The sequence below is a fragment of the Roseovarius sp. genome, from assembly GCF_030373445.1.
Classification (GTDB): domain Bacteria; phylum Pseudomonadota; class Alphaproteobacteria; order Rhodobacterales; family Rhodobacteraceae; genus Roseovarius.
Genome location: NZ_JAUCYU010000006.1, coordinates 262568 through 289244, shown reverse-complemented (window position 1 = coordinate 289244; position 26677 = coordinate 262568). Strand labels below are relative to the sequence as shown.

At 67.1% G+C, this 26677-nt stretch carries 24 protein-coding genes and 1 tRNA gene; 10 read left to right on the top strand and 15 right to left on the bottom strand.

Annotated elements, in window-relative coordinates:
* Positions 1-3: 3 nt before the first annotated feature.
* Together QUV18_RS13315 and QUV18_RS13310 are read right to left on the bottom strand one after the other, a co-directional pair.
* Positions 4-666 carry a fructosamine kinase family protein gene (locus QUV18_RS13315; protein WP_366914657.1) on the bottom strand — a complete coding sequence of 221 codons (663 nt, stop codon included), beginning with the start codon at positions 664-666 and terminating at the stop codon, positions 4-6.
* A 134-nt stretch (positions 667-800) separates the two neighbouring features.
* Positions 801-1532, bottom strand: a complete 732-nt coding sequence (locus QUV18_RS13310; protein ID WP_300894419.1) for a folate-binding protein — start codon at positions 1530-1532, stop codon at positions 801-803.
* 65 nt (positions 1533-1597) lie between these two features.
* Here QUV18_RS13310 and QUV18_RS13305 point away from each other — a divergent pair, with 65 nt between their 5' ends.
* A complete protein-coding gene (locus tag QUV18_RS13305; RefSeq protein WP_300894418.1) occupies positions 1598-2269 on the top strand; it encodes a TIGR04283 family arsenosugar biosynthesis glycosyltransferase in 672 nt (223 codons plus the stop codon).
* A gap of 2 nt (positions 2270-2271) precedes the next feature.
* Here the strand turns inward: QUV18_RS13305 and QUV18_RS13300 are convergent, their stop codons facing one another.
* Positions 2272-2955 (bottom strand): tyrosine-protein phosphatase, encoded by a 684-nt coding sequence (locus QUV18_RS13300; RefSeq protein WP_300894417.1) that lies wholly within the window; start codon positions 2953-2955, stop codon positions 2272-2274.
* Positions 2956-3113: 158 nt separating this feature from the next.
* Between QUV18_RS13300 and QUV18_RS13295 the strand changes: the two genes are divergently transcribed.
* Positions 3114-4310, top strand: coding sequence for an alanine--glyoxylate aminotransferase family protein (locus tag QUV18_RS13295; protein WP_300894416.1), 1197 nt, complete (start codon positions 3114-3116; stop codon positions 4308-4310).
* A gap of 3 nt (positions 4311-4313) precedes the next feature.
* On the opposite strand, the gene QUV18_RS13290 is transcribed toward QUV18_RS13295, so the two are convergent.
* Together QUV18_RS13290 and QUV18_RS13285 are read right to left on the bottom strand one after the other, a co-directional pair.
* Positions 4314-4490 carry a hypothetical protein gene (locus tag QUV18_RS13290; RefSeq protein WP_300894415.1) on the bottom strand — a complete coding sequence of 59 codons (177 nt, stop codon included), beginning with the start codon at positions 4488-4490 and terminating at the stop codon, positions 4314-4316.
* 56 nt (positions 4491-4546) lie between these two features.
* The gene (locus tag QUV18_RS13285) at positions 4547-5653 is read right to left on the bottom strand and encodes a pyridoxal phosphate-dependent aminotransferase (protein ID WP_300894414.1); all 1107 of its coding nucleotides are present in this window, start codon (positions 5651-5653) and stop codon (positions 4547-4549) included.
* Positions 5654-5765: 112 nt separating this feature from the next.
* Between QUV18_RS13285 and QUV18_RS13280 the strand changes: the two genes are divergently transcribed.
* Positions 5766-6551: a crotonase/enoyl-CoA hydratase family protein gene (locus QUV18_RS13280; RefSeq protein ID WP_300894413.1), complete on the top strand. Its 786-nt coding sequence runs from the start codon at positions 5766-5768 to the stop codon at positions 6549-6551.
* 57 nt (positions 6552-6608) lie between these two features.
* Here QUV18_RS13280 and QUV18_RS13275 read toward each other — a convergent pair whose 3' ends face one another.
* From QUV18_RS13275 to QUV18_RS13265, 3 genes are all read right to left on the bottom strand, one after another.
* Complete coding sequence (locus QUV18_RS13275) at positions 6609-9692, bottom strand: valine--tRNA ligase (protein ID WP_300894412.1); 3084 nt, start codon at positions 9690-9692, stop codon at positions 6609-6611.
* 82 nt (positions 9693-9774) lie between these two features.
* Positions 9775-10398 (bottom strand): HD domain-containing protein, encoded by a 624-nt coding sequence (locus tag QUV18_RS13270; RefSeq protein WP_300894411.1) that lies wholly within the window; start codon positions 10396-10398, stop codon positions 9775-9777.
* Positions 10398-11279 (bottom strand): phytanoyl-CoA dioxygenase family protein, encoded by an 882-nt coding sequence (locus QUV18_RS13265; RefSeq protein WP_300894410.1) that lies wholly within the window; start codon positions 11277-11279, stop codon positions 10398-10400. The genes QUV18_RS13270 and QUV18_RS13265 overlap by 1 nt, the downstream gene beginning before the upstream one ends.
* A 108-nt stretch (positions 11280-11387) precedes the next feature.
* On the opposite strand from QUV18_RS13265, the gene QUV18_RS13260 reads away from it, so the two are divergent.
* Together QUV18_RS13260 and QUV18_RS13255 are read left to right on the top strand one after the other, a co-directional pair.
* Positions 11388-12269: a LysR substrate-binding domain-containing protein gene (locus tag QUV18_RS13260; protein WP_300894409.1), complete on the top strand. Its 882-nt coding sequence runs from the start codon at positions 11388-11390 to the stop codon at positions 12267-12269.
* A 90-nt stretch (positions 12270-12359) separates the two neighbouring features.
* Positions 12360-13148: an inositol monophosphatase family protein gene (locus QUV18_RS13255; RefSeq protein ID WP_300894408.1), complete on the top strand. Its 789-nt coding sequence runs from the start codon at positions 12360-12362 to the stop codon at positions 13146-13148.
* A gap of 36 nt (positions 13149-13184) precedes the next feature.
* On the opposite strand, the gene QUV18_RS13250 is transcribed toward QUV18_RS13255, so the two are convergent.
* From QUV18_RS13250 to putA, 3 genes are read right to left on the bottom strand one after another with little or no spacing between them, the layout of a single operon-like run.
* Entirely contained in the window at positions 13185-13550 is a 366-nt protein-coding gene (locus tag QUV18_RS13250; RefSeq protein WP_300894407.1) for a GFA family protein, read from the bottom strand.
* On the bottom strand, positions 13547-14293 hold the full coding sequence (locus QUV18_RS13245) for a rhomboid family intramembrane serine protease (RefSeq protein WP_300894406.1): 747 nt from the start codon (positions 14291-14293) through the stop codon (positions 13547-13549). Before QUV18_RS13245 ends, QUV18_RS13250 begins: the two co-directional genes overlap by 4 nt.
* A 31-nt stretch (positions 14294-14324) precedes the next feature.
* Positions 14325-17759 carry a bifunctional proline dehydrogenase/L-glutamate gamma-semialdehyde dehydrogenase PutA gene (gene putA / locus QUV18_RS13240; protein WP_300894405.1) on the bottom strand — a complete coding sequence of 1145 codons (3435 nt, stop codon included), beginning with the start codon at positions 17757-17759 and terminating at the stop codon, positions 14325-14327.
* A gap of 114 nt (positions 17760-17873) precedes the next feature.
* Here putA and QUV18_RS13235 point away from each other — a divergent pair, with 114 nt between their 5' ends.
* The 3 genes from QUV18_RS13235 to QUV18_RS13225 all read left to right on the top strand — a co-directional run bounded on the left by QUV18_RS13235 (position 17874) and on the right by QUV18_RS13225 (position 19115).
* Positions 17874-18350: an Lrp/AsnC ligand binding domain-containing protein gene (locus QUV18_RS13235; RefSeq protein WP_300894404.1), complete on the top strand. Its 477-nt coding sequence runs from the start codon at positions 17874-17876 to the stop codon at positions 18348-18350.
* 31 nt (positions 18351-18381) lie between these two features.
* Positions 18382-18936 (top strand): hypothetical protein, encoded by a 555-nt coding sequence (locus QUV18_RS13230; protein WP_300894403.1) that lies wholly within the window; start codon positions 18382-18384, stop codon positions 18934-18936.
* Between the two features lie 94 nt (positions 18937-19030).
* Positions 19031-19115: transfer RNA gene (locus tag QUV18_RS13225), tRNA-Leu, on the top strand.
* Between the two features lie 323 nt (positions 19116-19438).
* On the opposite strand, the gene QUV18_RS13220 is transcribed toward QUV18_RS13225, so the two are convergent.
* Complete coding sequence (locus QUV18_RS13220) at positions 19439-20074, bottom strand: hypothetical protein (protein ID WP_300894402.1); 636 nt, start codon at positions 20072-20074, stop codon at positions 19439-19441.
* A gap of 335 nt (positions 20075-20409) precedes the next feature.
* On the opposite strand from QUV18_RS13220, the gene QUV18_RS13215 reads away from it, so the two are divergent.
* Positions 20410-21495 carry a trypsin-like peptidase domain-containing protein gene (locus QUV18_RS13215; RefSeq protein WP_300894443.1) on the top strand — a complete coding sequence of 362 codons (1086 nt, stop codon included), beginning with the start codon at positions 20410-20412 and terminating at the stop codon, positions 21493-21495.
* A 210-nt stretch (positions 21496-21705) separates the two neighbouring features.
* On the opposite strand, the gene metG is transcribed toward QUV18_RS13215, so the two are convergent.
* The 3 genes from metG to QUV18_RS13200 form a co-directional block, all read right to left on the bottom strand.
* On the bottom strand, positions 21706-23424 hold the full coding sequence (metG, locus tag QUV18_RS13210; protein WP_300894401.1) for a methionine--tRNA ligase: 1719 nt from the start codon (positions 23422-23424) through the stop codon (positions 21706-21708).
* 77 nt (positions 23425-23501) lie between these two features.
* Positions 23502-24731, bottom strand: coding sequence for an MFS transporter (locus QUV18_RS13205; protein ID WP_300894400.1), 1230 nt, complete (start codon positions 24729-24731; stop codon positions 23502-23504).
* Between the two features lie 119 nt (positions 24732-24850).
* Positions 24851-25453, bottom strand: coding sequence for a hypothetical protein (locus tag QUV18_RS13200; RefSeq protein ID WP_300894399.1), 603 nt, complete (start codon positions 25451-25453; stop codon positions 24851-24853).
* 167 nt (positions 25454-25620) lie between these two features.
* Between QUV18_RS13200 and QUV18_RS13195 the strand changes: the two genes are divergently transcribed.
* On the top strand, positions 25621-26664 hold the full coding sequence (locus QUV18_RS13195; RefSeq protein ID WP_300894398.1) for an aldo/keto reductase: 1044 nt from the start codon (positions 25621-25623) through the stop codon (positions 26662-26664).
* Positions 26665-26677 lie beyond the last annotated feature (13 nt).

Genomic DNA, 26677 nt, shown 5'->3' with positions numbered 1-26677 from the left:
TCCTCAGGCGCCTGCGCGGTCCAACAGCCGCGACACCAGGCCGTGATAGCCTGCGCCGAAAAGGCGCAGGTGCACGAGTGCCGGGAAAAGCTGGTAGATCGGCCGGCGGCACTCATGCCCGTCACGCTGGGGGCCATAGCCGTTCATCGCTTCGGCCGGGGGCTGGCCGAACAGGTGCAGCATCGCCAGGTCGACCTCCCCGTCGCCATAGTAACACGCCGGATCGATGAAATAGGCGTCATCGCCCGAGAAGAGCGCGTTGCCGGTCCAGATGTCGCCATGCAGAAGGACAGGGCGCGGCCGTTCCGGAAGCAGCTCTGGCAGACGCTCGCATAGCGCGTCCAGCCGCGCCGCCGTCTCTTCGGGCACTGCGCCAAGGAATGGTCGCAGACGGTTCTCGGCCCAGAAGGCGGGCCATGTGTCCTTGAAACCGTTGCGGATCTCGACCGGTCCGAAGGCGTAATCCTCGGCCCAGCCGTAGCTTTCGCCCTCGGAGCCATGCAGCAGGGCCAGTGCGGCCCCCAACGCGCGCCAGCTTTCCGGGCCGGGCGGGGTTTCGTCCAGATACTCCAGCAGGATCAGATTCGGCCCGGCATGCAATACCTCTGGCACCGGAGCACCGGCCATACACATCGCACGGAGCATCCGGGCTTCCCGCTCCACCATCGGACCGGCCTTTGCCACCACAGGATCGCCGCCTTCAAGATCGGCGCGAGCGACCTCTGACAGGTCGCCGCCATGCAGGGGCGCGATTCGAACAACCCCCCGCCCAAGCGCCGCTTCGACCTGCGCCCGAAGGTTCATTCCGCGTAGGTGACGGTCGCCTCGCCCGCTTGCATCGCGCCCTTCGCCCGGTTGAACCGCAGATAGGCGATGCCACGCCCGCCGGCCTGGGTATAAAGCGTCCCGGCAGGCTTGCCATCGGCGGTGATCTCGGCCCCAACCGGCGCCGCGCCCTCCACCTTGACCGGCACCAGCCCCTTGTTCAGCTCGGTCTTGTGCTTCATCCGGGCGGTCACCTCCTGCCCGACGTAACAGCCCTTGCGGAAATCCACCCCGTTCAGCCGGCCGAACCCGGCCTCGAGGATGAACGTGTCGGGCGTCAGCTCCACCCCGGTCTCGGGGATGCAATAGGCCACGCGGATGGCATCGAAATCGGTGCCGTCATCGCCGTCCTCGTCGCCGTAAAGCCGCCAGCCAAGCTCCGGATGGCGCGGATCGGCCAGCGCGCCCTCGGGCGCGGGCCCGGTGCCGCGGAACACCTTCAGCGGGCTCTCCTCGATCGTCACGTCCGAGCGCAGTTTGTACATCCTCAGCCGCTTCACGAGGTCTTCGGCCAGCGAACCGTCGACATCCAGCAGAATCGTTTCGCCCCGCCTTACAAGGATGAAATCGGCGATATACTTGCCCTGCGGCGTCAGCAGCGCCGTATAGACCGGCCCCTCGCCCAGCTTCGAGACATCGTTGGTCACCAGCCCTTGCAGGAAATGCTCGGCATCGCTGCCGGTGATTTCATAGATCGCGCGTGTCATCGTGCCTCCCGTTTCCGTCCCTTCCGTAATATAGGTGCCACCGGCCACGACAACAGGGGAGAGTCATGCGCGCGAAACTGTCGGTCGTCATCCCGACCCTGAACGCCGAAACGGCACTGGCGCGCAGCCTGCCGGCGCTGGCCGAGGGGCTGTCGGCGGGGCTGATCCGCGAGCTGGTGATTTCCGACGGCGGCTCGGACGACGCGACCCTGACCATCGCCGGGGAGGCGGGGGCGGAGATCGTCACCGGCGCACCCTCGCGCGGCGGCCAACTGCGGCGCGGGGCCGAGGCGGCGCAGGGCGACTGGCTCCTGTTCCTCCATGCCGACACCGTCCTTCCGACCGGCTGGGCCGATATCGTCCTCGCGCACCTGCCAACCGGCCGCCCCGGGCATTTCCGGCTGAAATTCGACACCTCCGGCCCAGCCGCCGCCATGGTGGCCGGCTGGGCGAACCTGCGCTCGCGCCTCTTTCATCTGCCCTATGGCGACCAGGTCCTGCTCATTTTACGTGCGGACTACGACGCCACCGGCGGCTACCCGGATCAGCCTCTGATGGAAGACGTGGCGATAGCTCGCAAACTCGGCCGTCGCCTGACAATCCTGCCCGACACCGTCACCACCAGCGCCGACAGGTACCGCCGCGACGGCTGGCTGAGGCGCGGCGCACGCAACCTGTCCCTTCTCCTGCGCTACCTCGCGGGCGCAGACCCGGAACGCCTCGCCCGCCGCTACTGATCTCAGAAGAACGACCGCTTCGTCTCGTTGAACGTCTTCTGCACGTCCTTGAATTCGTATTCCGACCGCACCCAGTCCTCGAAGGAAATGCCCGTCTCGGCCTGCCGCGCCTCGTAAAGGTCGAGGATGTAGTCAAGCACCCCCGTCTTGGTCCAGCGAAAGTGGATATACTTCGCCGTCAGCATCCGCCGCGCCTCCGACACCGGCCGCCCCTCGATCGCCATCAGGTAGATGGCTGAGGCGAACCCGGCCCGGTCGGCCCCCGACTTGCAATGCATGACGAACGGCTTCTCGATCGTCCGGAACGCGTCGATCACCTTCAGGATATCCTCCCGCGGGGCCGCGTGGCGGGCGTGGAACGTCACGTTCACCAGCTTCAGCCCCAGCTGACGGCAGCTTTCCTCCTCCACGAGGTAATGCGCAGCCCCCCCCGCGCCCCGCAGGTTCAGGATGGATTTGATCCCCATCGCCTTGAGCTTGACGAACCGCTCATGCGTCGGCTGGTTCGAGCGGTAGACACCCGGAGCCACGGGAAAGAAATTCGTCCACACCTTGCGCAGCACGGCATGATCGAACCAGAGATTGTAAATATTCGCCCTCCGCCGGTTCTCCGGCGTCGACAGGTCGGTATTGTAATAGGCGCGCAGACCCCGCTCCCAGTCGGTAATCCGTTTGATCAGCTTCATGAGGGTCCGTGCGCTCCGTTCACCTGTCCCGCCCGTGGGTCCCGCCGGGGGCCGCGTTCATCTAGGGGCAACCTGACCGCAAGGCAACCCGTGTGATCGCCGATTGACGCCCCCGGCGCGCGGCGTAAAGTCCCGCCGACCCCTTGAAGGAGAGTGACATGAGCGATGCAGGCGGCCGCCCCTACCTGGCCATCCCCGGCCCCTCGGTGATGCCCGAGGAGGTGCTGCGCGCCATGCACCGAACCGCGCCCAACATCTACGCGGGCGAGGTGGTGGACGTCACCGACAGCCTGATCCCCGACCTGCGGCGCGTGGCGCGGACAGAAGGCCACGCCACCATCTACATCGCCAACGGCCACGGCGCGTGGGAGGCGTCGCTCGCCAACGTGGTTGGGCCGGGCGACCACGTCCTCGTGCCCGCCACCGGGCGGTTCGGCCTCGGCTGGGCTGAGATTGCCGAGTCGCTCGGCGTGGAGGTCGAGTTGATTGATTTCGGCCGCCGCACGCCCATCGATCCCAACCGCGTCGAGCACGCCCTGCGCACCGACACGGACCGCCGGATCAAGGCGGTTCTGGCCACTCATGTCGATACGTCCACCTCGATCCGCAACGATATCGCCGCCGTGCGGCAGGCCATCGACGCGGCGGGTCACCCGGCGCTCCTGATGGCCGACTGCATCGCCTCGATGGGCTGCGACCGGTTCGAGATGGACGCCTGGGGCGTCGATGTTGCCGTCGCCGCCAGCCAGAAAGGCTTCATGGTGCCGCCGGGGCTGGGCTTCGTCTTCTTCAACCCCCGCGCGGCCGAGGCGCGGGCGGCCGTGCCACGCGTCTCCCGCTACTGGGACTGGCGGCTTCGGGCGGAACCGGAGATGTTCTACCAGTATTTCGGCGGCACCGCCCCCACGCACCACATCTACGGCCTGCGCGCCGCGCTCGACATGATCCATGCCGAGGGGATCGAGGCCGTCTGGGCCCGGCACGAGCGGCTGGCCAAAGCCATTTGGAGCGCCTGCGAGATCTGGGGGCAGGCGGGGGGGCTGCGGCTCAACGTGGCCGACCGCGCCCATCGCAGCCATGCCGTGACCTCGCTGGCGCTCGATGCACCTGACGGCACGCGCCTGCGGCAATGGCTGGAGGCGAATGCCGGCGTCACGCTGGGCATTGGCCTGGGCATGGGCACCGAGGAAGACCCGAAGGGTGACGGCTACTTCCGCATCGGCCACATGGGCCACGTCAATGCCCACATGGTCCTTGGCGTCCTGGCGGTGATGGAAGCGGGCCTCTCCGCCCTCGACATTCCCCACGGGTCGGGCGCGGTCGAGGCGGCGGCGGCCACGCTGGCGGCGGGCTGACCGTCAGGCGCGGTGCGCGATCCGGGAAATCAGAAGGTTCAGCCCGTAACTGATCGCCAGCACCACGGGCAGGCCAAAGACGGCCCACAAGACCATGAAGATCCAAAGCAAATTGACCAGTGCCATCACCAGCGCGGCATTGGTGTAATTCGGGGCTTCTGGCAGCGTACCTTTCCTCATTGCCGAAGCTTATCGCCAAGTTCGCGCCTCGCCGAGTAAATATTGCGCGATGGCGCTTACTCGGCCACCTCTGCGAGCGCTTCCGGCAGCGCCTCGGCCAGCACCGCCATATCCTCCGGCCGGCCGCAGCTGATGCGAATGCAGCGGTCCTGCGGGGCGACGAAGGGCTTGCGGACGAAGACGCCGCGTGCGACCAGGGCCTCGAGGATCCCGGTGGCGAACGCCCCGTCCCGACCGCAATCGACCGCCACGAAATTCGTGGCCGAGGGCAGGGCCGCCATGCCGCTTTCCGAGGCGATCCGCGCGATCTCGTGCCGCGATTCGTCCACCTTCCGGCACACGTAATCGAGCCAGCCGCGATCCTGCAGTGCCGCCAGCGCGCCGGCTTGCGCCACCCGGTTCATGCCGAAATGGTTGCGGATCTTGTCGAAACTGCGGATTAGGTCCCGGGCGCCGATGGCATAACCGATCCGGGCGCCTGCCATCCCGTAAGCCTTTGAAAAGGTGCGCATCCGGATGACGCGCGGGTCATCCGCAGCGATCGGTGCAGCAGTGCCTTCGGGGGCAAACTCCACGTAAGCCTCGTCGAGCAGCAGCAAACAGCCCTCGGGCAGTTGGTCCAGCGCCTTCACGATGGTCTCGCCGCTGTGCCAGCTGCCCATCGGGTTATCGGGATTGGCGAGGTAGACAAGCTTTGCCCCGGTCTCCTTTGCCTTGGAAAACAACCGGTTGGGGTCTTCATGGTCATCGCGGTAGCGCACCTTGTGCAACGCGCCGCCAAAGCCCGCGACGTGGTAGTTGAACGTCGGATACGCCCCCTCGGAGGTCACCACCGCATCCCCGGGCGCGATCAACAGCCGCACGAGATACCCCAGCAGCCCGTCGATCCCCTCGCCGATCAGCACGTTTTCCAGCCCGACCCCGTGATGCGCGGCCACGGCGACGCGCAGGTCATGGCTCGTCGGATCGCCGTATTTCCAGACCTGCGCCGCCTCCTCGCGCATGGCGGCAACCGCCTTGGGCGAGGGGCCGAACAGGCTTTCATTGGCGCCGAGGCGGGCGCGGAAGGGGGCGCCGCGGGCGCGTTCCTGTTCCTCGGGGCCGACGAAGGGGACGTTGGCGGGGAGGGAGTTTACGAGATCTGTATAGCGTGGTCCTGTCATGGCGGGAGATAAGACCAGTCGTGGCGGGGTTGCAAGGGCGGGATGCCGTCACGTTTCGATGGCGGCAGAACGGGAATCGGGGTTTGATGGGGCGCAGAGAAGGAGATCCCCCATGCCGCGTGTGACCGTCGAAATCATTGATAACATTGCCTTTGTCACCCTCAACCGTCCCGAGAAGATGAATGCCGTCGACATGGATATGGCCGAGGGGATCGTCGAGGCGGGGGAGAGCCTGGTGGAGGCGGATATCCGGGCGGTGGTTCTTTCGGGGGCCGGGAAGGCGTTTTGTGCGGGGCTCGACGTGATGAGTTTCGCCAAGCATGCGGCGGGCGATCCGGAGGCCAGAATCATGCCGCGGACACACGGAAAAACCAATCTGTTTCAAGAGGTTGCCATGGTCTGGCGCAAGGTGCCGGTGCCGGTGATCGGGGCCGTGCAGGGGGTGGCGTTCGGGGCCGGGTTCCAGTTGGCGCTGGGGGCGGATGTCAGGGTTGCGGCGCCGGGCACGAAACTGGCTGTAATGGAAATGAAATGGGGGCTGATTCCCGACATGGGCGGGATGGTTCTGTTGCCGAAACTGGCCCGGTCGGACGTGATCCGGAAGCTGACCTATACCGCCGAACCGATCGAGGCGGAGCAGGGCGAGGCTTGGGGGCTGGTGACCGAAATCAACGGGCAACCCTTTGAAAGGGCGAAGGAAATCGCGCAGCAGATCGCGGGGAAAAGCCCCTCGGCCATGCGCGCGGCGAAGCGGCTGATCGGGTTCGCCGAAAGCGGTGCGGGCGAGGAGGAGGTGCTTCTGGAAGAAAGCCGGGAGCAGGCCAGTCTGATGGGCAAGGCAGACCAGATGGAGGTGATCGCGGCCAACATGGCGGGCCGCGATCCGGAGTTCAAATAGGCAAAATCCAACGTCGGTATAACGTCGGTATCTTGTCGGTATTACGTCGGTGCGACGTCAGCCCAGCTCGGCCAGCCGGTCGAGCGCGGCGCGGATCTTGGCCTCTTCCTCTTCCCGGGCGCGCAGGTTCTCTCGGGCCTCCTCGACCACGTCATCCGGCGCGCTTTCGACGAATTTCGGATTGTTGAGCCGGCCGCGCAGGCCGCCCAGTTCCTTCTCGAGCTTGCCGAGGGTCTTTTCGAGCCGGGCTTTTTCCTCTTCCACGTCGATCACGTCGGCGAGCGGAAGGCCGAAGCTGGCGCCGTCCGCGGGGACGGTGATGCAGCCCTTGGGCAGGGCATCAGTCGGTGTTAGGCTGTCGATGCGGGCGAGACGCTTGATCATCACCTCGTTGCGGTCCCAGGCGGCCTTGGCGGCGCCGTCGATTTCGGTCACCAGCATCGGGATATGCAGGCCCACGGGCACATGCACCTGGGCACGGGCCGAGCGGATCGAGTCGATCAGGTCGATGACCCAGTTCATCTCGCGGTCGGCGTCGCGGTCGATCAGCTCTTCGCCATAGGTCGGCCAGCCGGCGTGAACCAGCATTTTCTCGCGTTTTCCGAGGGTTCCCCAAAGCTCTTCAGTGATGAAGGGCATGATCGGATGCAGGAGGACAAGGCACTGGTCGATGACCCAGGCCATCGTTGCCTGCGTCTCGGATTTGGTGGCCTCGTCGCCGTCGAGCAGGAGCGGCTTGGAGAATTCGACATACCAGTCGCAGACCTTGCCCCAGACGAAGGCATAAAGCGCGTTGGCCGCGTCGTTGAAGCGGAATTGCTCAAGCGCGGTATCGACCTCGGCCCGGACCTTGGCGGTTTCGCCCACGATCCAGCGGTTCACCGTGGCGGTGGGCTGCGGGATCGCACCGTCGGAGCCGGTGGCGCCGTTCATCTCGGCAAACCGCGCGGCGTTCCAGAGCTTGGTGCCGAAATTCCGATAGCCTGCAATGCGTTGCGTGGAAAGCTTCAGGTCGCGGCCCATGGCGGCCATGGCCGTGAGGGTGAAGCGGACGGCGTCGGCACCATATTCCTCGATCAGTTCCAGCGGGTCGAGCACGTTGCCCAGCGACTTGGACATTTTCTTGCCCTTCTCGTCGCGGACGAGGGCGTGGACGTAGACATGATCAAAGGGGCGTTGGCCCACGACGGCATATTGCATCATCATCATCCGGGCGACCCAGAAGAAGATAATGTCAAAGCCGGTCACCAAGACACTGGTCGGAAAGTATTTTTGCAGCTCGGGCGTATCCTCGGGCCAGCCCAGCGTGCCGATCGGCCAGAGGCCGGAGGAGAACCATGTATCGAGCACGTCCGGATCCTGCCAGACGGGATAGACAAGATGCGTGGGGTCCTGCGACGAGGTGTACTCGGCCAGGCTTTCGGCGAGGCGGTGCAGCGCCTCGTCGCGCGATTTGACCTCGACCACCTGCATGGCCTGAAGCGGCACCGGGAGCGACGCGAGCTTGTCGTGGTAAGCATCTGTTATCGCGTCGAAATCGGGGGCGCACTCCATCAGGTAGGCGTTGTGCCCCTCGTTCAGCAGGCGCAGCATCTCGACGAGGTCGAGCGTGCCGTCGCCCTCGTCATCGTGGAATCCGGGGCTGGAGAGGTCGAACCCGTACCAGACGGGGATCTGGTGGCCCCACCAGAGCTGACGCGAAATGCACCATGGCTCAATGTTTTCAAGCCAGTGGAAGTAAACCTTGCGGTCCTGCTCGGGCATGATGTTGACCTCGCCCTTGCGGACGGAGTCGATGGCGGGGCCGACGATCTTCTGGGTATCGACAAACCACTGGTCGGTGAGCATCGGCTCGATCACGACCTTCGAGCGATCACCAAAAGGCTGCATGATCGGTTTGTTTTCCACAAACGGCTCGGGTTCGCCTTGATCATTTACAACTTCGACGGCCAGACCCTCGCTGGTGATCTGTTCGACGACCTTCTTGCGGGCCTCGAACCGGTCGAGACCGCGCAGGTCATCCGGCACCAGGTTGAGGGTGTCGACCTCCTCGATGGTGAAATCGCTGCCATTGGCGATTTCCTGGGCGCGGGTGGCGCAGGTGGCGTAATCGGCCCCGTCCGAGCGCATGTGGGCGCTGGTGTTCATCAGGCGGTACATGGGGATGTTGCCGCGCTTGGCGACGCCGTAGTCGTTGAAGTCATGCGCGCCGGTGATCTTGACCGCGCCGGAGCCGAAATTCGGGTCGGGATACTCGTCGGTGATGATCGGGATCACGCGCCGATGCTCTTTCGGGCCGACCGGGATTTCGCAGAGTTTTCCGACGATTGGCGCGTAACGCTCATCCGAGGGGTGGACCGCGACCGCGCCGTCGCCCAGCATGGTTTCCGGGCGCGTGGTGGCGATGGAGATATAGTCGCGCTCTTCCTCGAAGAGGACTTTTCCGTTCTCGTCACGCTCGACATAGGTGTAGGTTTCGCCGCCCGCGAGCGGGTACTTGAAATGCCACATATGGCCGTGGGTCTCGGTGTTCTCGACCTCGAGATCGGAGATGGCGGTCTCGAAATGCGGATCCCAGTTCACCAGCCGCTTGCCGCGGTAGATCAGCCCCTTGTCGTACATGTCGACGAAGACCTTGATCACGGCGTCGTGGAAATTGCCGTCTTCGCCCTCGGGCGCGCCGGGGGCGCCGGACATGGTGAAGGCGTTGCGCGACCAGTCGCAGGAGGCGCCGAGGCGCTTGAGCTGGTTGATGATGGTGCCGCCGGACTGGGTTTTCCATTCCCAGACCTTTTCGAGGAATTTCTCGCGCCCCATGTCGCGGCGGGATTCGTTGCCCTCCTCGGCGAGGCGGCGTTCGACGACCATCTGGGTGGCGATGCCGGCATGGTCCTGGCCCGGCTGCCAGAGCGTGTCGTGGCCGCGCATGCGGTGCCAGCGGATGAGGATATCCTGCAGCGTGTTGTTGAAGGCGTGGCCCATGTGGAGGGAGCCCGTCACGTTGGGCGGCGGGATCATGATCGAGAAGGTCTCGGCCCCTTCGGCGGCGTTGGCGCCGGCCTTGAAGGCGCCGGAGTTCTCCCAGGCGTCGTAGATGCGGCCCTCGGCCTCTGTCGCGTCGAATGTCTTGTCCATCGCCATCTGTCGCGGTCCCCGCGCTGCTTACTTCCAGTCGGGGTTCGGCATACCCAATGACAGGGCGAAGGGAAAGACGGGAATGGCGTCAGGCGGCGCGGCTTGCGGCAACCTCCGCGTCGGTCAGGGGTTCGCGGGCACCGGGGCGGATGACCTCGGGGTCGTAGGGTTTGCGGGCGAAGACCTCCTCGACCATGGGCGCGAAGAACTCGAGGGGGAGGGTGTCGTAGTTCGGGTCGAAGCTTGCCTGGTCCCAGCGTTCGCAGAAGGTGACGTTGTCGTCGAAATAGGGGTGGCCCTTGTGGCGGTCGCGCTTGTTGGCGTCGAAGCCGTCGAGGTGGTGGCCGTAATATATCATCTGGAAATCGCCATGGGTCTGGACGACCCAGGTGCATTGCTCGCGCAGGAAGGGCTTGAGGATGGTGGCGGCGTATTCGTCGTGGTTGTAGGGCGCGTAGATGTCGCCGATGTCGTGGAGGAGGGCGGCGACGACCCAGTCGGTGTCGGCCCCGTCGCGCCAGGCGCGGGTGGCGGATTGGAGCGAGTGGCCGAGGCGGGTGATCTGGTAGCCGGAGAGGCCCTCGTCAAGCTCGACCAGCGCCTTGAGGAGGCGTTGGGCGGTGTGTTTGGTGTGGTCGATCTCGTGGGCGGTGAGGAATTCGTAGTCTTCCCTCGTGCCGTCCTTCATCTGGGTGAAGCTGACCTTGTCCATCACGAATAGAATCCCTTGCTGTCGGTTCGGGCGCCTTTCATCAGGGCGCCGGCCTGTGCCTGTCTGATCTCATCGTAAAGCGCGAGGCTGGCGGGCGTAAAGGGGGCGCACGGGGGTGTGAAGTTGATGAAGTTGCCGGGGCGGTCGGCGCCGCGGGCGAGGATGGCGTAATCGCGGTCCGAGACCTGCTGGGCGATCTCGGGGGAGCAGTAGCGGATGGCCATGGCGATGCGGCGGTCGTCGGAGGTGTTGGGGCCGGAGCCGTGGATCATCAGCCCGTGGTGAAGCGACATCTGCCCGGGCTGGAGGATGGCGGGCACGCGGTCGGCGTCGGCGATGTCGACGCGGATCTCCTGCCCGCGGGAGAGGAGGTTGTTCTCGTCGTAGGTGTCCTCGTGCGGGAGGATCGGGTTCTTGTGGCTGCCGCGCACGAAATCCATGCAGCCCGATTCCGGCGTGGCGGGCGACAGGGCGATCCAGGCGGTGGTGAGATGCTCGACCGCGCCGAAGCCCCAGTAGGTGAGGTCCTGGTGCATCGAGACGATATGGGTGGTGCGCGGCTCCTTGATGAAGAACTCGGCCGACCAGATCAGGATATCGGGCCCGAGGATGCCCTCGACCACGTCGAGCACGCGCGGGTCGGCGGCGACGCGGTGGGCCATGGGCAGCACGCAATGGGCGTTGATGCGCTTGTAGGTCGAGAGCGGCCGGGGCAGGCCCGCGTCGAGCCAGTCGGTCTCGATCGTCTCGAGCTCGGCGCGGAGCGTCCGGGCCTCGTCCGGCGACATGATGTCGATCGGGTGCAGGTAGCCGTCGTCGCGGTAGCGGGCGACATCCTCGGGCGAAAGGCGGCCCCGGGTGAGGGGGATGGTGTCGAACATCTGGGTCTCCGTGATCGGGCAGGTTTCCGGAGAGGGTAAGGGAAAGCCGCCGGATCGCAGCATGTTGGTGCTGGACGCTTAGGCTAAGTTCAGCTTAGCCTGATGCGCATGAGCCTGCCCATCCCATCCCTCAACTGGCTGCGCGTCTTCGAGGCCGCCGCGCGCTGCGAGAGCTTTGCGCGGGCCGCGACAGAGCTCAACATGTCGGCCGCCGCCGTCAGCCAGCAGGTCCGCGCGCTGGAGGACCGGGTCGGCGCGCCGCTGTTCATCCGCCACGCCCACGCGGTGACGCTGACCGATGTGGGGCGGGCCTATCTGCCGGGCGTGCAGCAGGCCCTGCTGACCCTGCGCAACGCCACGGAAGGGCTGTTCGGCAAGGCGCGGGAGCAGCAGCTTTACGTGCAGGCGGTTCTGGTCTTCGCCCACGGCATCCTGGCCCGGCATTTCGCGGCATTCTCGGAGGCGCATCCGGATATCGCGCTGATGCTGACCACGTCGATGGACGAGGTGGATTACGGGCGGGGCTATGCCGACCTGCGGGTCGTCTTCGGCAGCCCAAGCGCCCACGGGGCGGAGAGCGACTACCTGCTGGGCGAGCGGCTGTACCCGGTGGCCCGGTCCGGCATCGCGGCCGATATTGCCACGCCGCAGGACCTGTTGCGCCACCGGCTGATCGAGGTGTCGACGCACCGGGCGGGCTGGGCCTATGTCTTCGAGGCGCTGGGCATCCTGCCGGCGGGGGCGCGCCATGCCTTCGCCGACAGCACGGTGATGGCCATGGCCATGGCGGCCGAGGGGGTGGGCGTCGCGCTGGCCCGCGCGCCCGCAAGCGACAAGGCGATGGCGGAGGCGGGGCTGGTGCCGTGCCTGCCCGGGGTCGAAGTGGCGGGACAGGGCGGCTATCACCTTGTCTATCCCGACCGGGGCGCGCTGCGCCCGCCGGCGCGGGCCTTCCGTTCCTGGCTGATCGAGCTGTGCCGGGGGCTGTGACCGCCACGCGGCACCGCCGGCCCGGGCGCCCCTTGCCACCCAGGACCGTGCGGCGTATACGCCCGGCCTGATACAAGGAGTTCGTGGCCCATGCATGGCAGCGCAAACGTCAACATCATGATCAAGGCCGCGCGCAAGGCGGGGCGGTCGCTGGTCAAGGATTTCCGCGAGGTGGAGAACCTCCAGACCTCGATGAAGAGCGCGGGCGATTTCGTGAGCCGGGCCGATATCGCGGCGGAGAAGATCCTCAAGGAAGAGCTGATGGGCGCGCGGCCGACCTATGGCTGGCTGGCCGAGGAAGGTGGCGAGGAGGAGGGCAAGGACCCCACCCGCCGCTGGATCGTCGACCCGCTGGACGGGACGACGAACTTCCTGCACGGGCTGCCGCACTGGGCGATCTCGATCGGGCTGGAGCACAAGGGGCAGATCGTAGCGGGCGTCATCTTCGACGCCGCCAAGGACGAGCTTTACTGGGCCGAGAAAGGCGAGGGCGCGTGGCTGAACGAAAGCCGGCTGCGGGTGTCGAACCGGGGCAAGATGATCGAATCGATCTTCGCCACCGGCGTGCCCTTCGGCGGGCGGGGCGACCTGCCGCAGACCCTGCAGGACCTGGCGCGGCTGATGCCGGCCTGTGCCGGCGTGCGGCGCTGGGGGTCGGCGGCGCTGGACATGGCCTACGTGGCCGCAGGCCGGTACGAGGGGTTCTGGGAGCGGCGGCTGAACGCGTGGGACCTTGCGGCCGGCGTGATCATCGTGCGCGAGGCCGGCGGGCTGATCGAGCCGCTGCGCGAAGGGCGTGACATCCTCGGGCATGGCGAGGTGATCTGTGCCAACGAGGCGATCTTCGACAAGTTTTCCGGGATCATCCGCGACGCGTGACGCGCCGCTCGTCCAGCCCTTGCAGGCTGGCCTCGCTCAGGCGTCGGAGGGGTGGTTGACGCCGTCATTCCATGGAATGGGCTCGAAGTCGGCGGGGTTCACCCCGTCGAGGCAGCCGAGATTGACGCCGTATTCGGTGGGGTCGGAGCGGCGCCGGTGGTGGGTGTAGATCCCGCAGACCGAGCAGAACCAGTGCCGGGCCGTGCCGGTGTTCCACTGGTAGAGCGTCAGCGTATCGGCGCCTTTCACGATCTCCAGGTTGGCCACGGGCACGCTGATATTGGGTGCGGCGCGGCGCCGGCAGAAGCTGCAGTCGCAGCGCATGGGCCTGTCGAGCGCCCCCTCGGGGAGGTCGACGCGCAGCTCGACCGCGCCGCAATGGCAGGTGGCTTTGGTGATCATCGCCGCCGCCCGACCCTTGGAATATTGCTTCGGACATACTTGTATTCCGCGTCCGGGTGCGGCGGGTGGCCGTGGGTGCGCTGCCAGAAGGCCATGCCGCCGCGGGTGAGGAAGACCGGCAGGGTCAGCACCGCGCCGACGATAAACCCGCCGGCATGGGCCCAGTAGGCCACGCCGCCCTGCAACGGATCGGCGCCGAGGCCCGCGAAGAGCTGGATGCCGAACCAGAGCGCCAGCATGATCCATGCGGGAATGGTGAAGATGCGGAAGAAGACGATGAAGATGACGAGGATGTCGACCTTGGCCTTCGGGAAGAGCAGCAGGTAGCCGCCCATCACCCCCGCGATGGCCCCCGACGCCCCGACGGTGGGCACGGGCGAGTAGGGTGCGGCAAGGATATGCGCGAGGCCCGCCCCGATGCCCGAGGCGAGGTAGAAGGCGAGGTAGCCCAGATGCCCCATCTCGTCTTCCATGTTGTCGCCGAAGATCCAGAGGAACAGCATGTTGCCCAGCAGGTGCATCACCCCGCCATGCAGGAACATGGAGGTGACGACGGTATGGTAGGTGCCGTCCTGCGTGACCATCACCGGGACCATCGCCCATTCGTAGAAGAAGGCGTTGAGCTGCCGCATATCCGTGAAATACGGCCAATACGCGAGGAATATCACGATATTGGCCGCCATCAGGGCATAGGTCACATAGGGCGTGCGCCCCGACGGGTTATGGTCGCGGATGGGGAACATGGGCTTACGCTGCGGCGAAAGCCGGGCGGCGTCAAGCGGCTCCGCCCAGCAGGGCGGCGTTTCCTCCGGCGGCCGTGGTGTCGACGCAGACATGGCGCTCGTGGCAGACATGGCCGTGGTCGGGTTGTCCGGTGATCAGCGGCAGGATCGGGCCGGTGCGGGCGGCCAGCGCCTGCGCGTAGGCGCGGCCCTTTTCCGTGTCTCCCCACCAGAGTGCGCCGGCGTGGCCGTCGAGCGTGGTCAGCAGGTCGGGGGCGACATCGCCCGTGGCCTCGACCGCCGCGCCGCCGAGGGCGCGGACGGCCTCTGCCTGCGCTTTCGCGGTGTCGGCGCCGGGCCCGAGGCAGAGGATGGCGTTGCGGCGGTAACTGCCGAGGCGGTTCGACTCGCCGGTGGGGCCGGGCAGGACGAGGTCGTTGAGGCGCTTGTCGCGGCCGGTGTTGGCTTGGCTGAGCGCCTTTTCGATGTCGGCCTGTTTCATGGTGCCGGACCAGTCGCCGCCCTGTTGCGGGGCCTGGGCGAGCGTGTAGCGGGGCAGGTAGTGCGGCCCGCCGGCCTTGGGGCCGGTGCCGGAAAGCCCTTCGCCGCCAAAGGGTTGTGAGCCGACGATGGCGCCGATCTGGTTACGGTTGACGTACATGTTGCCGGCTTCGATCCGGTCGGTGACGTGCTGGACGCGGTCGTCGATGCGGGTTTGCAGGCCGAAGGTGAGGCCGTAGCCCGTGGCGTTGATGGCGTCGATCACGGCGTCGAGCTCGTCCGACTTGAAGGTGGCGAGGTGCAGGACGGGGCCGAAGATTTCGCGCTCGAGATCGGCGATGCCGGTCACCCGGATCAGGGTGGGGGCGATGAAGCTGCCGGAGTTGGGCGTTTTCAGCTCGTGCATCAGGCGGCCCTCGGCGCGGGCCTGCTGGATATGCGCGGCGATACCGGAGCGGGCGTCTTCGTCGATCACGGGGCCGACGTCGGTAGAGAGGTGCCACGGGTTGCCCAGGACCATCGCGTCCATCGCGCCGGTGAGCATTTCGGTGAAGCTGTCGACGATGTCTTCCTGCACGTAGAGGCAGCGCAGCGCCGAGCAGCGCTGGCCGGCGGACTGGAAGGCGGATTCGACGATGGCCTGCACCGCCTGTTCCGGCAGTGCGGTGGAATCGACGATCATGGCGTTGAGCCCGCCGGTTTCGGCGATGAGCGGGGCGCCGGGGGCGAGGTTGTCGGCCATGGCTTGACGGATCTTCATCGCGGTGGCGGTGGAGCCGGTGAAGGCCACGCCGTCGACGCGCGGATCGGAGGTAAGGGCCGCGCCGACCTCGCCCGCGCCGGGGAGGAGCTGCAGGGCGGATTGCGGCACGCCGGCCTCGTGGAGAAGCTTGATGGCGAGGTGGGAGATGAGCGGGGTTTGTTCCGCCGGTTTCGACAGCACCGCGTTGCCGGCGGCCAGCGCCGCGCTGATCTGGCCGGTGAAGATGGCGAGCGGGAAGTTCCAGGGCGAGATGCAGGTGAAGGTGCCGACAGGTTGGGCGTCGGGGGCCTTGGCGGCGTAGTAGCGGAGGAAATCGACCGCCTCGCGCAGCTCGGCCACGGCGTCGGGGAGGGATTTTCCGGCCTCGCGGGCGATGATGGCGAAGATCTCGCCGAAGTTCTTCTCGTAGAGGTCGGCGGCACGGTTGAGGATGCGGGCGCGCTCCTCGGCCGGGGCATCCCACGGTTCGGCATGGGCGAGGGCGGTTTCGATATCCGCTTCGCTGGCGGTGGCGACGGTGCCGGGGGTGTCGGCCGGGTCGGCGGGGTTGGTGACCGGCTGGGCCTCGTTCGGGGCTGATTTGGCGGCCAGGATCGGCGCCGCTTCCCACGTGGCGGTGGCGAAGGGGCCACGCTCGGCGGCGATGAGGTCGAGCGTGGGCTGGTGGGTGAGGTCGAAGCCGCGGGAATTGGGGCGTTCGGGAAGGAAGAGTTCCGGGCCGCGGGGGAGGCGGGCTTTCATGTCGCTGACCGCGTTGAAGGGATCGCGGGCGACTTCCTCTGGCGGGACATCCTCGTCGACGATCTGGTTCACGAAGGAGGAGTTGGCGCCGTTTTCCAGCAGGCGGCGGACGAGATAGGCCAAGAGGTCGCGGTGGGCGCCCACGGGGGCGTAAATGCGGCAGCGGGTGTTTTCGGCCTTCATGATGAGGGTGTGGAGGGACTCGCCCATGCCGTGCAGGCGCTGGAATTCGAACTCGTCCTTCTGGTCCTTGCCCATGTCGAGCACGGCCGCCGCGGTGTGGGCGTTGTGGGTGGCGAACTGCGGATAGATCCGGTCGGTCATCGACAGGAGCTTGCGGGCGTTGGCGATGTAGGAAATGTCGGTCGCGGCCTTGGAGGTGAAGACGGGGAAGCCGTCGACGCCCTCGACCTGGGCGCGCTTGATCTCGGTGTCCCAGTAGGCGCCCTTCACCAGCCGCACCATGATCTTGCGGTCGAGGCGCTGGGCCATGTCGTAGAGGTGGTCGAGCACGGGGGCGGCGCGCTGGCCATAGGCCTGAACGACGACGCCGAAGCCATCCCAGCCGGCGAGGGAGGGTTCCGAGAGCGTGGCCTCGATCACTTCGAGGGAGAGGGAGAGGCGATCGGCTTCCTCGGCGTCGATGTTGAGGCCCATGCGGGCGGATTTGGCCAAGAGCGCGAGGGAGCGCAGGCGGGGCATGAGCACGTTCATGACGAGGTCTTCCTGGGCGACCTCGTAGCGGGGGTGGAGCGCCGAGAGCTTGACCGAGATGCCGGGGTTGTCGCGGATGTCGCGGTTGGTGCAGGCGGCGGAGATGGCGGTGATGGCGCGGGAATAGGAAAGGTGATAGCGGATCGCGTCGTCATCGGTGCGCGCGGCCTCGCCCAGCATGTCGTAGGAATAGGTGTAGCCCTTCTTCTCCATGTTGGCGGCGCGGTGCATGGCGCTGTCGATGGTTTCGCCCAGCACGAACTGGCGGCCCATTTCCTTCATCGCGCGGCCGACGGCGGTGCGGATCACCGGCTCGCCCAGCCGGCGGATGGCGCCGCGCAGCGCCTTGACCGGGCCCGGATCCTCGTCCTTCAGGACCTTGCCGGTGAGCATCAGCGCCCAGGTCGAGGCGTTGACGAGGGGCGAGGTGGAATGGCCCATGTGGCGGCCCCAGTCGGAGGGCGCGATCTTGTCCTCGATAAGCGCGTCGATGGTTTCGGCGTCAGGGACGCGGAGCAGCGCCTCGGCCAGGCACATCAGCGCGATGCCCTCTTCCGTTGACAGGCCGTACTCGGCAAGGAACACTTCCATCAGCCCCGGGTTCGACTGGCTGCGGATATCGCGGACCAGCGCCGCGCCGCGGTCGCAGATGCGCGCGCGGTCCGCCTCCGACAGGTCGGCAAGGGCCGTCAGCCGGTCGAGCGTCTCGGCCTCGTCGGCATAGGTGGCAAGGTCGATGGCGCGGCGGGTATCGCTGTCATAGGGCAAGGCTGTCTCCTGAAGGCAGAAGTGATTTATCCTATTTTACCATTGCCTGAATTAAACTTTTTCCCGAAAATCTCAAAATCACAGGCCATGTGGGAAGAAAATCGGGGGGAAACCATGCAGGATGAACATGCACAGCTTGACCGGTTCGACCGGGCGATTCTCCGGGTGCTGGCCGGCGACGGGCGGATTTCCATCACCGATCTCGCGCGGGAGATCGGGCTGTCGAAATCGCCCACCCAGGCGCGGCTCCGGCGGCTGGAGGCGGCAGGGGTGATCACCGGCTACCGCGCGCTGGTCGATCCGATCCGGCTGGGCCATGATCACGTGAGCTTCGTCGAGGTGCGGCTGCACGATACGCGCGAGCGGGCGCTGGCGGAGTTCAACGCGGCCGTGCTGAAGGTGCCCGAAATCGAGCAGGCGCACATGATCGCGGGGAATTTCGACTACCTGCTGAAGATCCGCACGCAGAGCATGGCGGATTACCGGCGCATCCTGGCCGAGCATGTCTCGACCCTGCCGCACGTGGCGAATACCTCGACCTACGTGGCGATGGAGGCGGTGAAGGAAAGCACCCTCCCAACCGTGATTTGATTTGCGCGGGCGGCGGGTCATAATACCTCCCATGAGACAGCTTGCCGCCGCCGCAGTCACAGGACTTCTGATCGCGGGGCCGGGATGGGCCGAGTGCCCGCCGGCGCCGGATCATGCCGACGCGCTGACCGGGTTGATCGAACGGGTGCAGGCGGCGCCCGACGAGCGGTCGGCCAGGATCATTTCGAACGAGATGTGGGAATTGTGGGCCGATGCCCCGGACCAGCGGGCACAGGAATTGCTGGACGAGGGGATGAGCCGGCGCGAGGCCTATGATTTCAAGGGCGCGGTCGTGGCGTTCGATGCGCTGGTCGAATACTGCCCGGATTACGCGGAGGGGTACAACCAGCGGGCCTTCGTCAATTTCATCCGGCAGGATTACGATGGCGCGCTGCCCGACCTGGAACGCGCGCTGGCGCTGTCGCCGCGCCATATCGCGGCGATGACGGGGCAGGCGCTGACGCTGGCAGCGCTGGACCGCAAGGCCGAAGCCGCGCTGGTGCTGCGCGAGGCGCTGGAGATGAACCCCTGGCTGGGCGAGCGGGCGCTGCTTTCGGTGCTGGAGGCGGAGGAAGAAGAGCTTTAGGGGGATGTTGCGCCCAAAACAAAGCTTGCGGCGGGGGCGCGCTGGGGTGATGACATGCGTCCGGGGTTGTGACACATGTTGGGCACCTTCCCTGGCGGACGTGATGGAATGGTAGACATATCGGACTTAAAATCCGAAGGCCTAGTGCCGTGTGGGTTCGAGTCCCACCGTCCGCACCATATTTCTTGTGCTATCGCGCGGGGCGCTGCTTGAGCACTGGTTCGTGTGCTGCCGCGCGGGGCGCTGCTTGAGCACTGGTTCGTGTGCTACCGCGCGGGGCGCTGCTTGAGCACGGGTTAGTGTGCTATCGCGCGGGGCGCTGCTTGAGCACTGGTTCGTGTGCTGCCGCGCAGGGCGCTGCTTGAGCACGGGTTTGGTGCGAGGGGCAAACGGGGCACAAGGCCATCACGCCTGCCGGTCGCCGGCCCCGCCCGACGGGGCGGGCAGGACCGGCAAGAACGGGCCGCGGAGGGACGGTGCGGCCCGGCGGGGTGCACCCCTTCTAGTTGGTGCTGGCCGAGGCGCCGGCATTGGCGCTCAGGTGGCCCTGAAGCTCGGACTTGGTCATGCCGTAGCTGAGTTGGCCATCGGCTTGTGCCGACAGGTTCGCCGTTTCGATGGCGACCTTGCTGAGCGTGCCCTGCAGGTCGGCCGCGAGGTCGACGACGGCTTGCGTGCTGCCGTCTTTCTCGTCGGTGCGCAGGCCGCTGACCTGGCCGATGACCTCTCCGTCGGCGGAAACGACGCTGGCGCCGGTTGCCACGGCGCCGCCCAGCGTGGCCTGCGTATCGGCGGCGACCGATGCGGCGCTCGAGGTGCTCTCGCTGTCGACGCCGACGCTGGCATCGGTGTTGGCGTCCACGCCGATGCTGGCAGAGTCGCTGTCGACGCTCGCATCCGCATCAGCACCGACGCCCACGTCCGCGCCGCTGACGCTTGCGCCGGCATCCGCGCCAACGCCGACATCGGCACCGCCGACGCCGACACCGGCATCCGCGCCGACACCTGCGTCAGCACCGACGCCACCGACGCCGGCATCTGCGCCGACCCCGGCCGAACCGCCGATGCCCTGCGCGTAGAGGGGGAGTGCCAGCGTGCTGGCGAGGGCTGTCGTGAGTGCGAGTGATCTGAGTTTCATTGAGCTCACCTTTTTTCCATTTCTTTCGCCCGGATCGCGAGGGCGCGCCCCGGGCTGGAGACAGAAATGTGGCCGGGGCCCGATTTACAAGGATGGCCGTCTCGTCGGGTGGCGCAGCGGCAGAAACCAGCCCGAATCCGCCCCGGGCGACAGCGGAATGCCGCACAGCGTACAGACGGGGTGAAACTTTTCCCGCTGTCTCGCGTGCATCGGGGTTTCGCGGGCCGCAAGGGGGTTGGCGGCTTGAATCCGGCGGGCCCCGGGGCCACCTTTTCCGGCATGTGCGGGCCCGGAGCATATTTTCCATGACCTACCGTTTTACCGTTCGTCTGCTGATGATCACGCTGGCCGCGATGCTGGTGGCGGCGACCTACCAGCTGATGCCGGCCCTGCGGATGGCCTATCTCGAGCCGGAGGCGGAGCCGCGGGTGGTGACGGCGCGGGGGGACCTGGCGGCCGAGGAGCAGGCGACGATCGAGCTGTTCCAGTCGGCGCGCGACAGCGTGGTTTTCATTTCCACCGCCGAACGGGTGCGGGACCCGTGGTCGCGCAACGTCTACGAGCAGCCGCGCGGCACCGGGTCGGGGTTCCTGTGGGACAACCGCGGCCACGTGGTGACCAACACGCACGTGATCGAAGGCGCCTCGGCCGCGACGGTGCGGCTGGCCGACGGGCGCAGCTTTCCGGCCGAACTGGTGGGGCGCGACCCGTCGCATGACCTGGCGGTGCTTCGGATCGAGGCGCGCGACCTGCCCGCGCCGGTGACGGTGGGCGAGAGCGGCGATCTGCAGGTTGGCCAGACGGTGCTGGCGATCGGCAACCCGTTCGGGCTGGACTGGACGCTGACCCGCGGGATCGTCTCGGCGCTCGACCGGGAGTTGCCCTCGCCCGCGGGGCGGCCGATCACGGGGCTCATCCAGAGCGACGCGGCGATCAACCCGGGCAATTCGGGCGGGCCGCTGCTCGACAGCGCGGGGCGGCTCATCGGTGTGAACACGGCGATCTACAGCCCCTCCGGCGCCAGCGCGGGGATCGGGTTCTCGGTGCCGGTCGATACGGTCAACCGGGTGGTGCCGGAGCTGATCGAGACGGGACGCTACGCGCCGCCGGCGCTGGGCATCCGCTACGATCCGCGGGTGAACGAGATGGCGCGGCGCGAGGGGCTGGACGGTGTGCTTGTACTGGGGGTCGAGCCGGGGTCTCCGGCGGCGCGCGCGGGGCTGGAGCCGGCGCGGCTTTCCGGGGACGGGCGGCTGCTGCCGGGCGATATCGTGACGGGGCTGGGGGGCGAGCCCGTGGGCGGGGTCGACGACCTGCTGGCGGCGCTGGAGACGCACCGGCCGGGGGACACCGTGAGTCTGAGCCTCAGCCGCGAGGGCGAGACGCGGGAGATCGAGATCGAGCTGGGCGAGGGGGGCTGAGCCCCGCGGGAGCGCCCTGCGGCGCATCCGGTTGGTATGCGTTCGGGCCACGCAGGCCTTGGGGGCGCTGCCCCGCCGCCATTGGGCTTGAACCAATGGCGCACCAATGCCGGCCCCCGGGATACTTCCGGCCAGAAGAAGCAGAGGCGTGGGCCCTGCTTCTTCTTGGGTCAAATACTCATTTCCGACAGTGTCGCTCGCGCCAGGGTATCAGGTGCGCGTGCCGGCGAAGCGGGTGGACCAGTCTTCGCGCTGGTCATCGGTGATCTTGGCGAAGAGCACGTCCGGCACGGTGAAGGTGTGGCCCTCGGGCAGGGTGGCGAGAGCCGCTTGCAGGTCGGACGGCCAGCCGGTCTCCATCGTGTTCATCGACGCGAGCATCCGGGCCGTGGCATCGGGGATGAAGGGGGCCGAGAGCACCGCGTAGACGCGGATGAGGTTGAGGGCGAGGCGGATCTGCATCGCTGCCGTCTCGGGGTCTTCCTTGAAGGTGGCCCAGGGGGCGGCTTCCTGCAGGTACTCGTTGCCCGCGACCCAGATGGAGCGCAGCGCGGCGGCGGCCTTGCGCACCTCGATCGCGTCCATGTGGCCCTCGTAGGCGCGGAGCTTGGTGGTCAGTTCCTCGATCAGGGCGGTTTCCCGCTCGCCCATGGTGCCGCCGGCGGGCACCTCCTCGCCGAACTTGGAGCGGCAGAACTTGGTGACGCGGGAGACGAAGTTGCCCAGGACGTCGGCCAGGTCCTTGTTCACCGAGGCCTGGAAGTTCTCCCACGTGAATTCGGCGTCGGAGGTTTCCGGGGCGTGCGACAGGAGCCACCAGCGCCAGTAATCGGCGGGCAGGATCTCGAGCGCCTGGTCCATGAAGATGCCACGGCCCTGCGAAGTGGAGAACTGGCCGCCGTCGTAATTGAGGTAGTTGAAGGACTTGATGTAGTCCACGAGCTTCCACGGCTCGCCCGAGCCGAGGATGGTGGCCGGGAAGGAGAGCGTGTGGAAGGGCACGTTGTCCTTGCCCATGAACTGGGTGTAGCGGACATCCTCCGCCCCCTTGTCGGTGCGCCACCAGCGTTGCCAGTCGGCCTCGCCCCGGCCCGTCGCCTCGGCCCATTCGCCGGCACAGGCGATGTATTCGATGGGGGCGTCGAACCAGACGTAGAAGACCTTGCCTTCCATGCCGGGCCAGTCTTCGGCCCCGCGCTTGACGGGGATGCCCCAGTCTAGGTCGCGGGTGATGCCGCGGTCGCGCAGGCCGTCGCCGTCGTTGAGCCATTTCCTCGCGATCGAGGTGGTCAGGATCGGCCAGTCGGTTTTCGAGTCGATCCAGTCGCCCAGCCGGTCGCGCATCTGGCTTTGGCGCAGGTAGAGGTGCTTGGTTTCACGCACCTCGAGATCGGTCGAGCCGGAGATGGCCGAGCGCGGGTCGATCAGGTCGGTCGGGTCGAGCTGTTTCGTGCAGTTCTCGCACTGGTCGCCGCGGGCCTTGTCGTAGCCGCAATTTGGGCAGGTCCCCTCGATATAGCGGTCGGGCAGGAAGCGGCCGTCGGCGTTGGAGTAGACCTGTTTCTCGGTCACTTCCTCGATCAGGCCGGCCTCGTGCAGCTTGCCCGCGAAATGCTGGGTGAGAGCCGTGTTCTGGGGCGAGGAGGAGCGGCCGAAATGGTCGAAGCTGAGGCCGAACCCGTCGGAGAGCTCCTTTTGCACCTGCCACATCTCGGCGCAGTACTCGGCGACGGGCTTGCCGGCCTTGGCGGCGGCGAGTTCCGCGGGCGTGCCGTGCTCGTCGGTGGCGCAGAGGAACATCACCTCGTGGCCGCGCCCGCGCAGGTAGCGGGCGTAGAGGTCGGCGGGCAGCTGGCTGCCCACGAGGTTGCCCAGGTGCTTGATCCCGTTGATGTAGGGGATGGCGGATGTGATCAGGTGACGTGCCATGGCGTGTTGTCCTGCCCCTTGGTTGGCTGCGCGCCCCCTTTAGCGCAGCTTGGCACGCAGGGCCAGAGGGGGCGGCATCAGTCGCCGTTGCGGTCGCGGTCGGAGCCCGTGAGCCGGCCGATGATGAAGCTGGTGCGGGGCGACCAGACGTAACGCGTGCGGCGGTCGGGCGAGCTGCGGCGGCGCATGCGGAGGAAGCCGTAGACGATGAGATAGGCGTGCGAGACCGCGATCATGGTGAACATGGCGCCGGGCCCGAATTGCGCGATCAGGGTGGAGGCGAGGAGCGGGGCGGCGATGGCGCCGGTGGCGAAGAAGAACATCAGCGCCGCCGAAAGCTCGATCCGCTGGGTGCTTTCGACGAAGTCGTTGGCGTGGGCCGCCGAGACCGAGTAGATCGGGATCGAGGTGAGCCCGAAGAAGAAGGCCGTGAGCATGACGCCGGCGGGGCTGAGCTCCTGCACCGAGGCGGTGACGATGCAGCTGAGGATGGCCGCGACCGACAGGCCGATCAGCACGTGGCGGCGGTCGTACTTGTCGGCGAGCCAGCCTACCGGGTATTGCGCGAGCGCCCCGCCGAGGACGAAGGAGGCGAGGAACCACGCGATCTGGTCGGGCACGAGGCCGACCTCCTCGCCGTAGAGGGGGCCCACCATCCGGAACGAGGCGCTGGAGACCGCCGCGACCAGCACGCCCGCCGCCGCGAGGGGGGAGCATTCGATGAGGAGCATGGGCCGGAGGCGCGGAGCGGCGGGGGTTTCCGGCTGGCGCACGCGGGTGAGGGTCAGCGGCAGGAGCGCCGCGCAGCAGAAGAGCGCGAGGATGTTGTAGGAGACGTAGGAGGCGGGCTCGAGCACCGAGATCACCAGCTGGGCCATCAGCGAGGCGGTCATGTCGACGATCCGGTAGGTGCCCATGGTGCGGCCGCGGGTGGCGTTGGTGACCTTGGATTGCAGCCACGCCTCGATGATCGTGTAGCAGCCCGCGACGCAGCAGCCGGTGGCGACGCGCATCAGCGTCCAGGCCCAGGGGTCGATGATCAGCATGTGCAGCATCAGCCCGATCGTGCCCGCCGCGGTGAAGGCCGCGAAGGCGCGGGAATGTCCGACGCTGCCCATCAGCCGGGGCGCCCACCAGCAGCCGATGAAGAAGCCCACGAAATGCGCCGAGCCGAGCAGGCCGATCTGGGTGGTGGTGAAGTTCAGCGCGATTCCCGAGAGCGCATCGAGCGGGCCGACCCCGCCGGAAGAGAGCTGGAGGAGAATGACCGAAAGGAACAGGGCGGCGAAGGAAATGATCAGGCGCATGATGCCCTTACCTTGGCAGGTTGGGCCGGGAGGGAAAGCGCATATTCGACAGGCGGCTGTCGTTTTCGGCAAAGGGGCGGGTTTTTGCGCCTTGGGATGGGGCGGGGGGCAGGATGGGCTCAGGCGGGGGAGAGGCGCCAGCGGCCGGGGCGGCCGGCGAGGTGCCAGTGTTTCGGCGGCAGGGTGCGGGCGCGGCGGCGGGTGAGGGTCCAGCCGGGGGCGCCGGGGGTATGGGCCTGGGCCATGTGCCAGCGCGTCTCGATCCCCGGGGCGCCGCCGTCGCCCGGGGTGAGGATCAGGCCGAGGGGCGGACCGTGCCCCTCCGCCGCGCCGGTTTCGGCGGCGAGGTGCAGGCGGCGGACGGCGGTCATGCCGGGCGGTTCGGGCAATTCGGCGATGGCGAGGGGGACAAGCCCGCTCCGGAGGACTTCCTCGAGCGTCCAGAGCAGGTCTTCGCCGCGGCGGGGGCTGAGGAAGGTGAAGCGGTTGGGCTGGGCAAAGGCCGCCATGCCGTCGGGGTTGAGTGTGTCGGTGGCCCAGCCGGGGGCGATCCAGAAGACGGGGCCTTCGGTTTCGGCGGCGATGAGCATGGCCAGCGTGTGCCGGGCCGGGCCGCAAAGCTCGTGCAGGCGGGCCAGCGGCAGGGTGAGCGCGCCCAGAACGGTGAGGTCGGGGCGGGTTGGCCTGCGATGGGTGCGGCGGGTGAGAAGCGCGGTGGTCATGGGGGGATGGTAGTGCGTTCTTGGTTTGTTCTCAATGGGGTTTGGAGGCATCCTGCGCGGCGGGGCAGGCCATGGAGGCCGGGCCGGGGCCGATATTGCGGTTTCCCCCTCCGGCCAGTTTGTTCTAGGTTCCCCGCGACACAAGAACAGGGAAAGGAATTCGGGACATGAAGATGAACCCGCTCGGACGGACGGGGCTGGAGGTGAGCGCGCTTTGCCTGGGCTCGATGACATGGGGCACGCAGAACAGCGAGGCCGAGGGCCACGGGCAGATCGACACCGCGCTCGACCATGGTATCAACTTCATCGACACCGCCGAGATGTACCCCGTGAACCCGACCTCGGCCGAGACCATCGGGCGGACCGAGGAGATCATCGGGGCGTGGTTCGCCAGGACGGGGCGGCGCAAGGACGTGATCCTGGCCACCAAGCATTCGGGCGAGGGGCAGAAGATGGTGCGGGACGGGGCGCCGATCTCCTCGAAGACCATTCCGGAGACGGTGGAGGGCTCGCTGCGGCGGTTGCAGACGGATTACATCGACCTCTACCAGTTCCACTGGCCCAACCGGGGCAGCTACATGTTCCGGAAGAACTGGACGTTCGACCCGTCCGGGCAGGACCGGGCCGAGACGGTGGCGCATATGGAAGATGCGCTGGAGGCGCTGCAGAAGCAGGTGGAGAAGGGCAATATCCGCCATTTCGGCCTGTCGAACGAAAGCGCGTGGGGCACCTCGCAATGGCTGCGGATTTCCGAAGATCGCGGGCTGCCGCGGGTGGCGTCGATGCAGAACGAGTATTCGCTGATGTGCCGGCTCTATGACACGGACATGGCCGAGATGAGCGTGAACGAGGATGTGGGCTTGCTGGCGTTCTCGCCGTTGGCGCAGGGGTTGTTGACGGGCAAGTACCGGGGCGGTCGGAAGCCCGAGGGCTCGCGGATCGAGGTGAACCCGACGCTGGGCGGGCGGGTGCTGGACCGGGCGTATGACGCGGTCGAGGCTTACGTGGCGGTGGCCGAGAAGCACGGGCTGGACCCGACGCAGATGGCGCTGGCGTGGTGCAACACGCGGCCTTTCATGTGCTCGGTGATCTTCGGCTGCACCACGCAGGAACAGTTGATGACGGCAATCGGGAGCGACGCGGTTAAGCTCAGCGACGAGGTGCTCGAGGATATCGACAAGGCCCACCGGGCGCATCCGATGCCGTTTTGATGTGAGCGCAGCA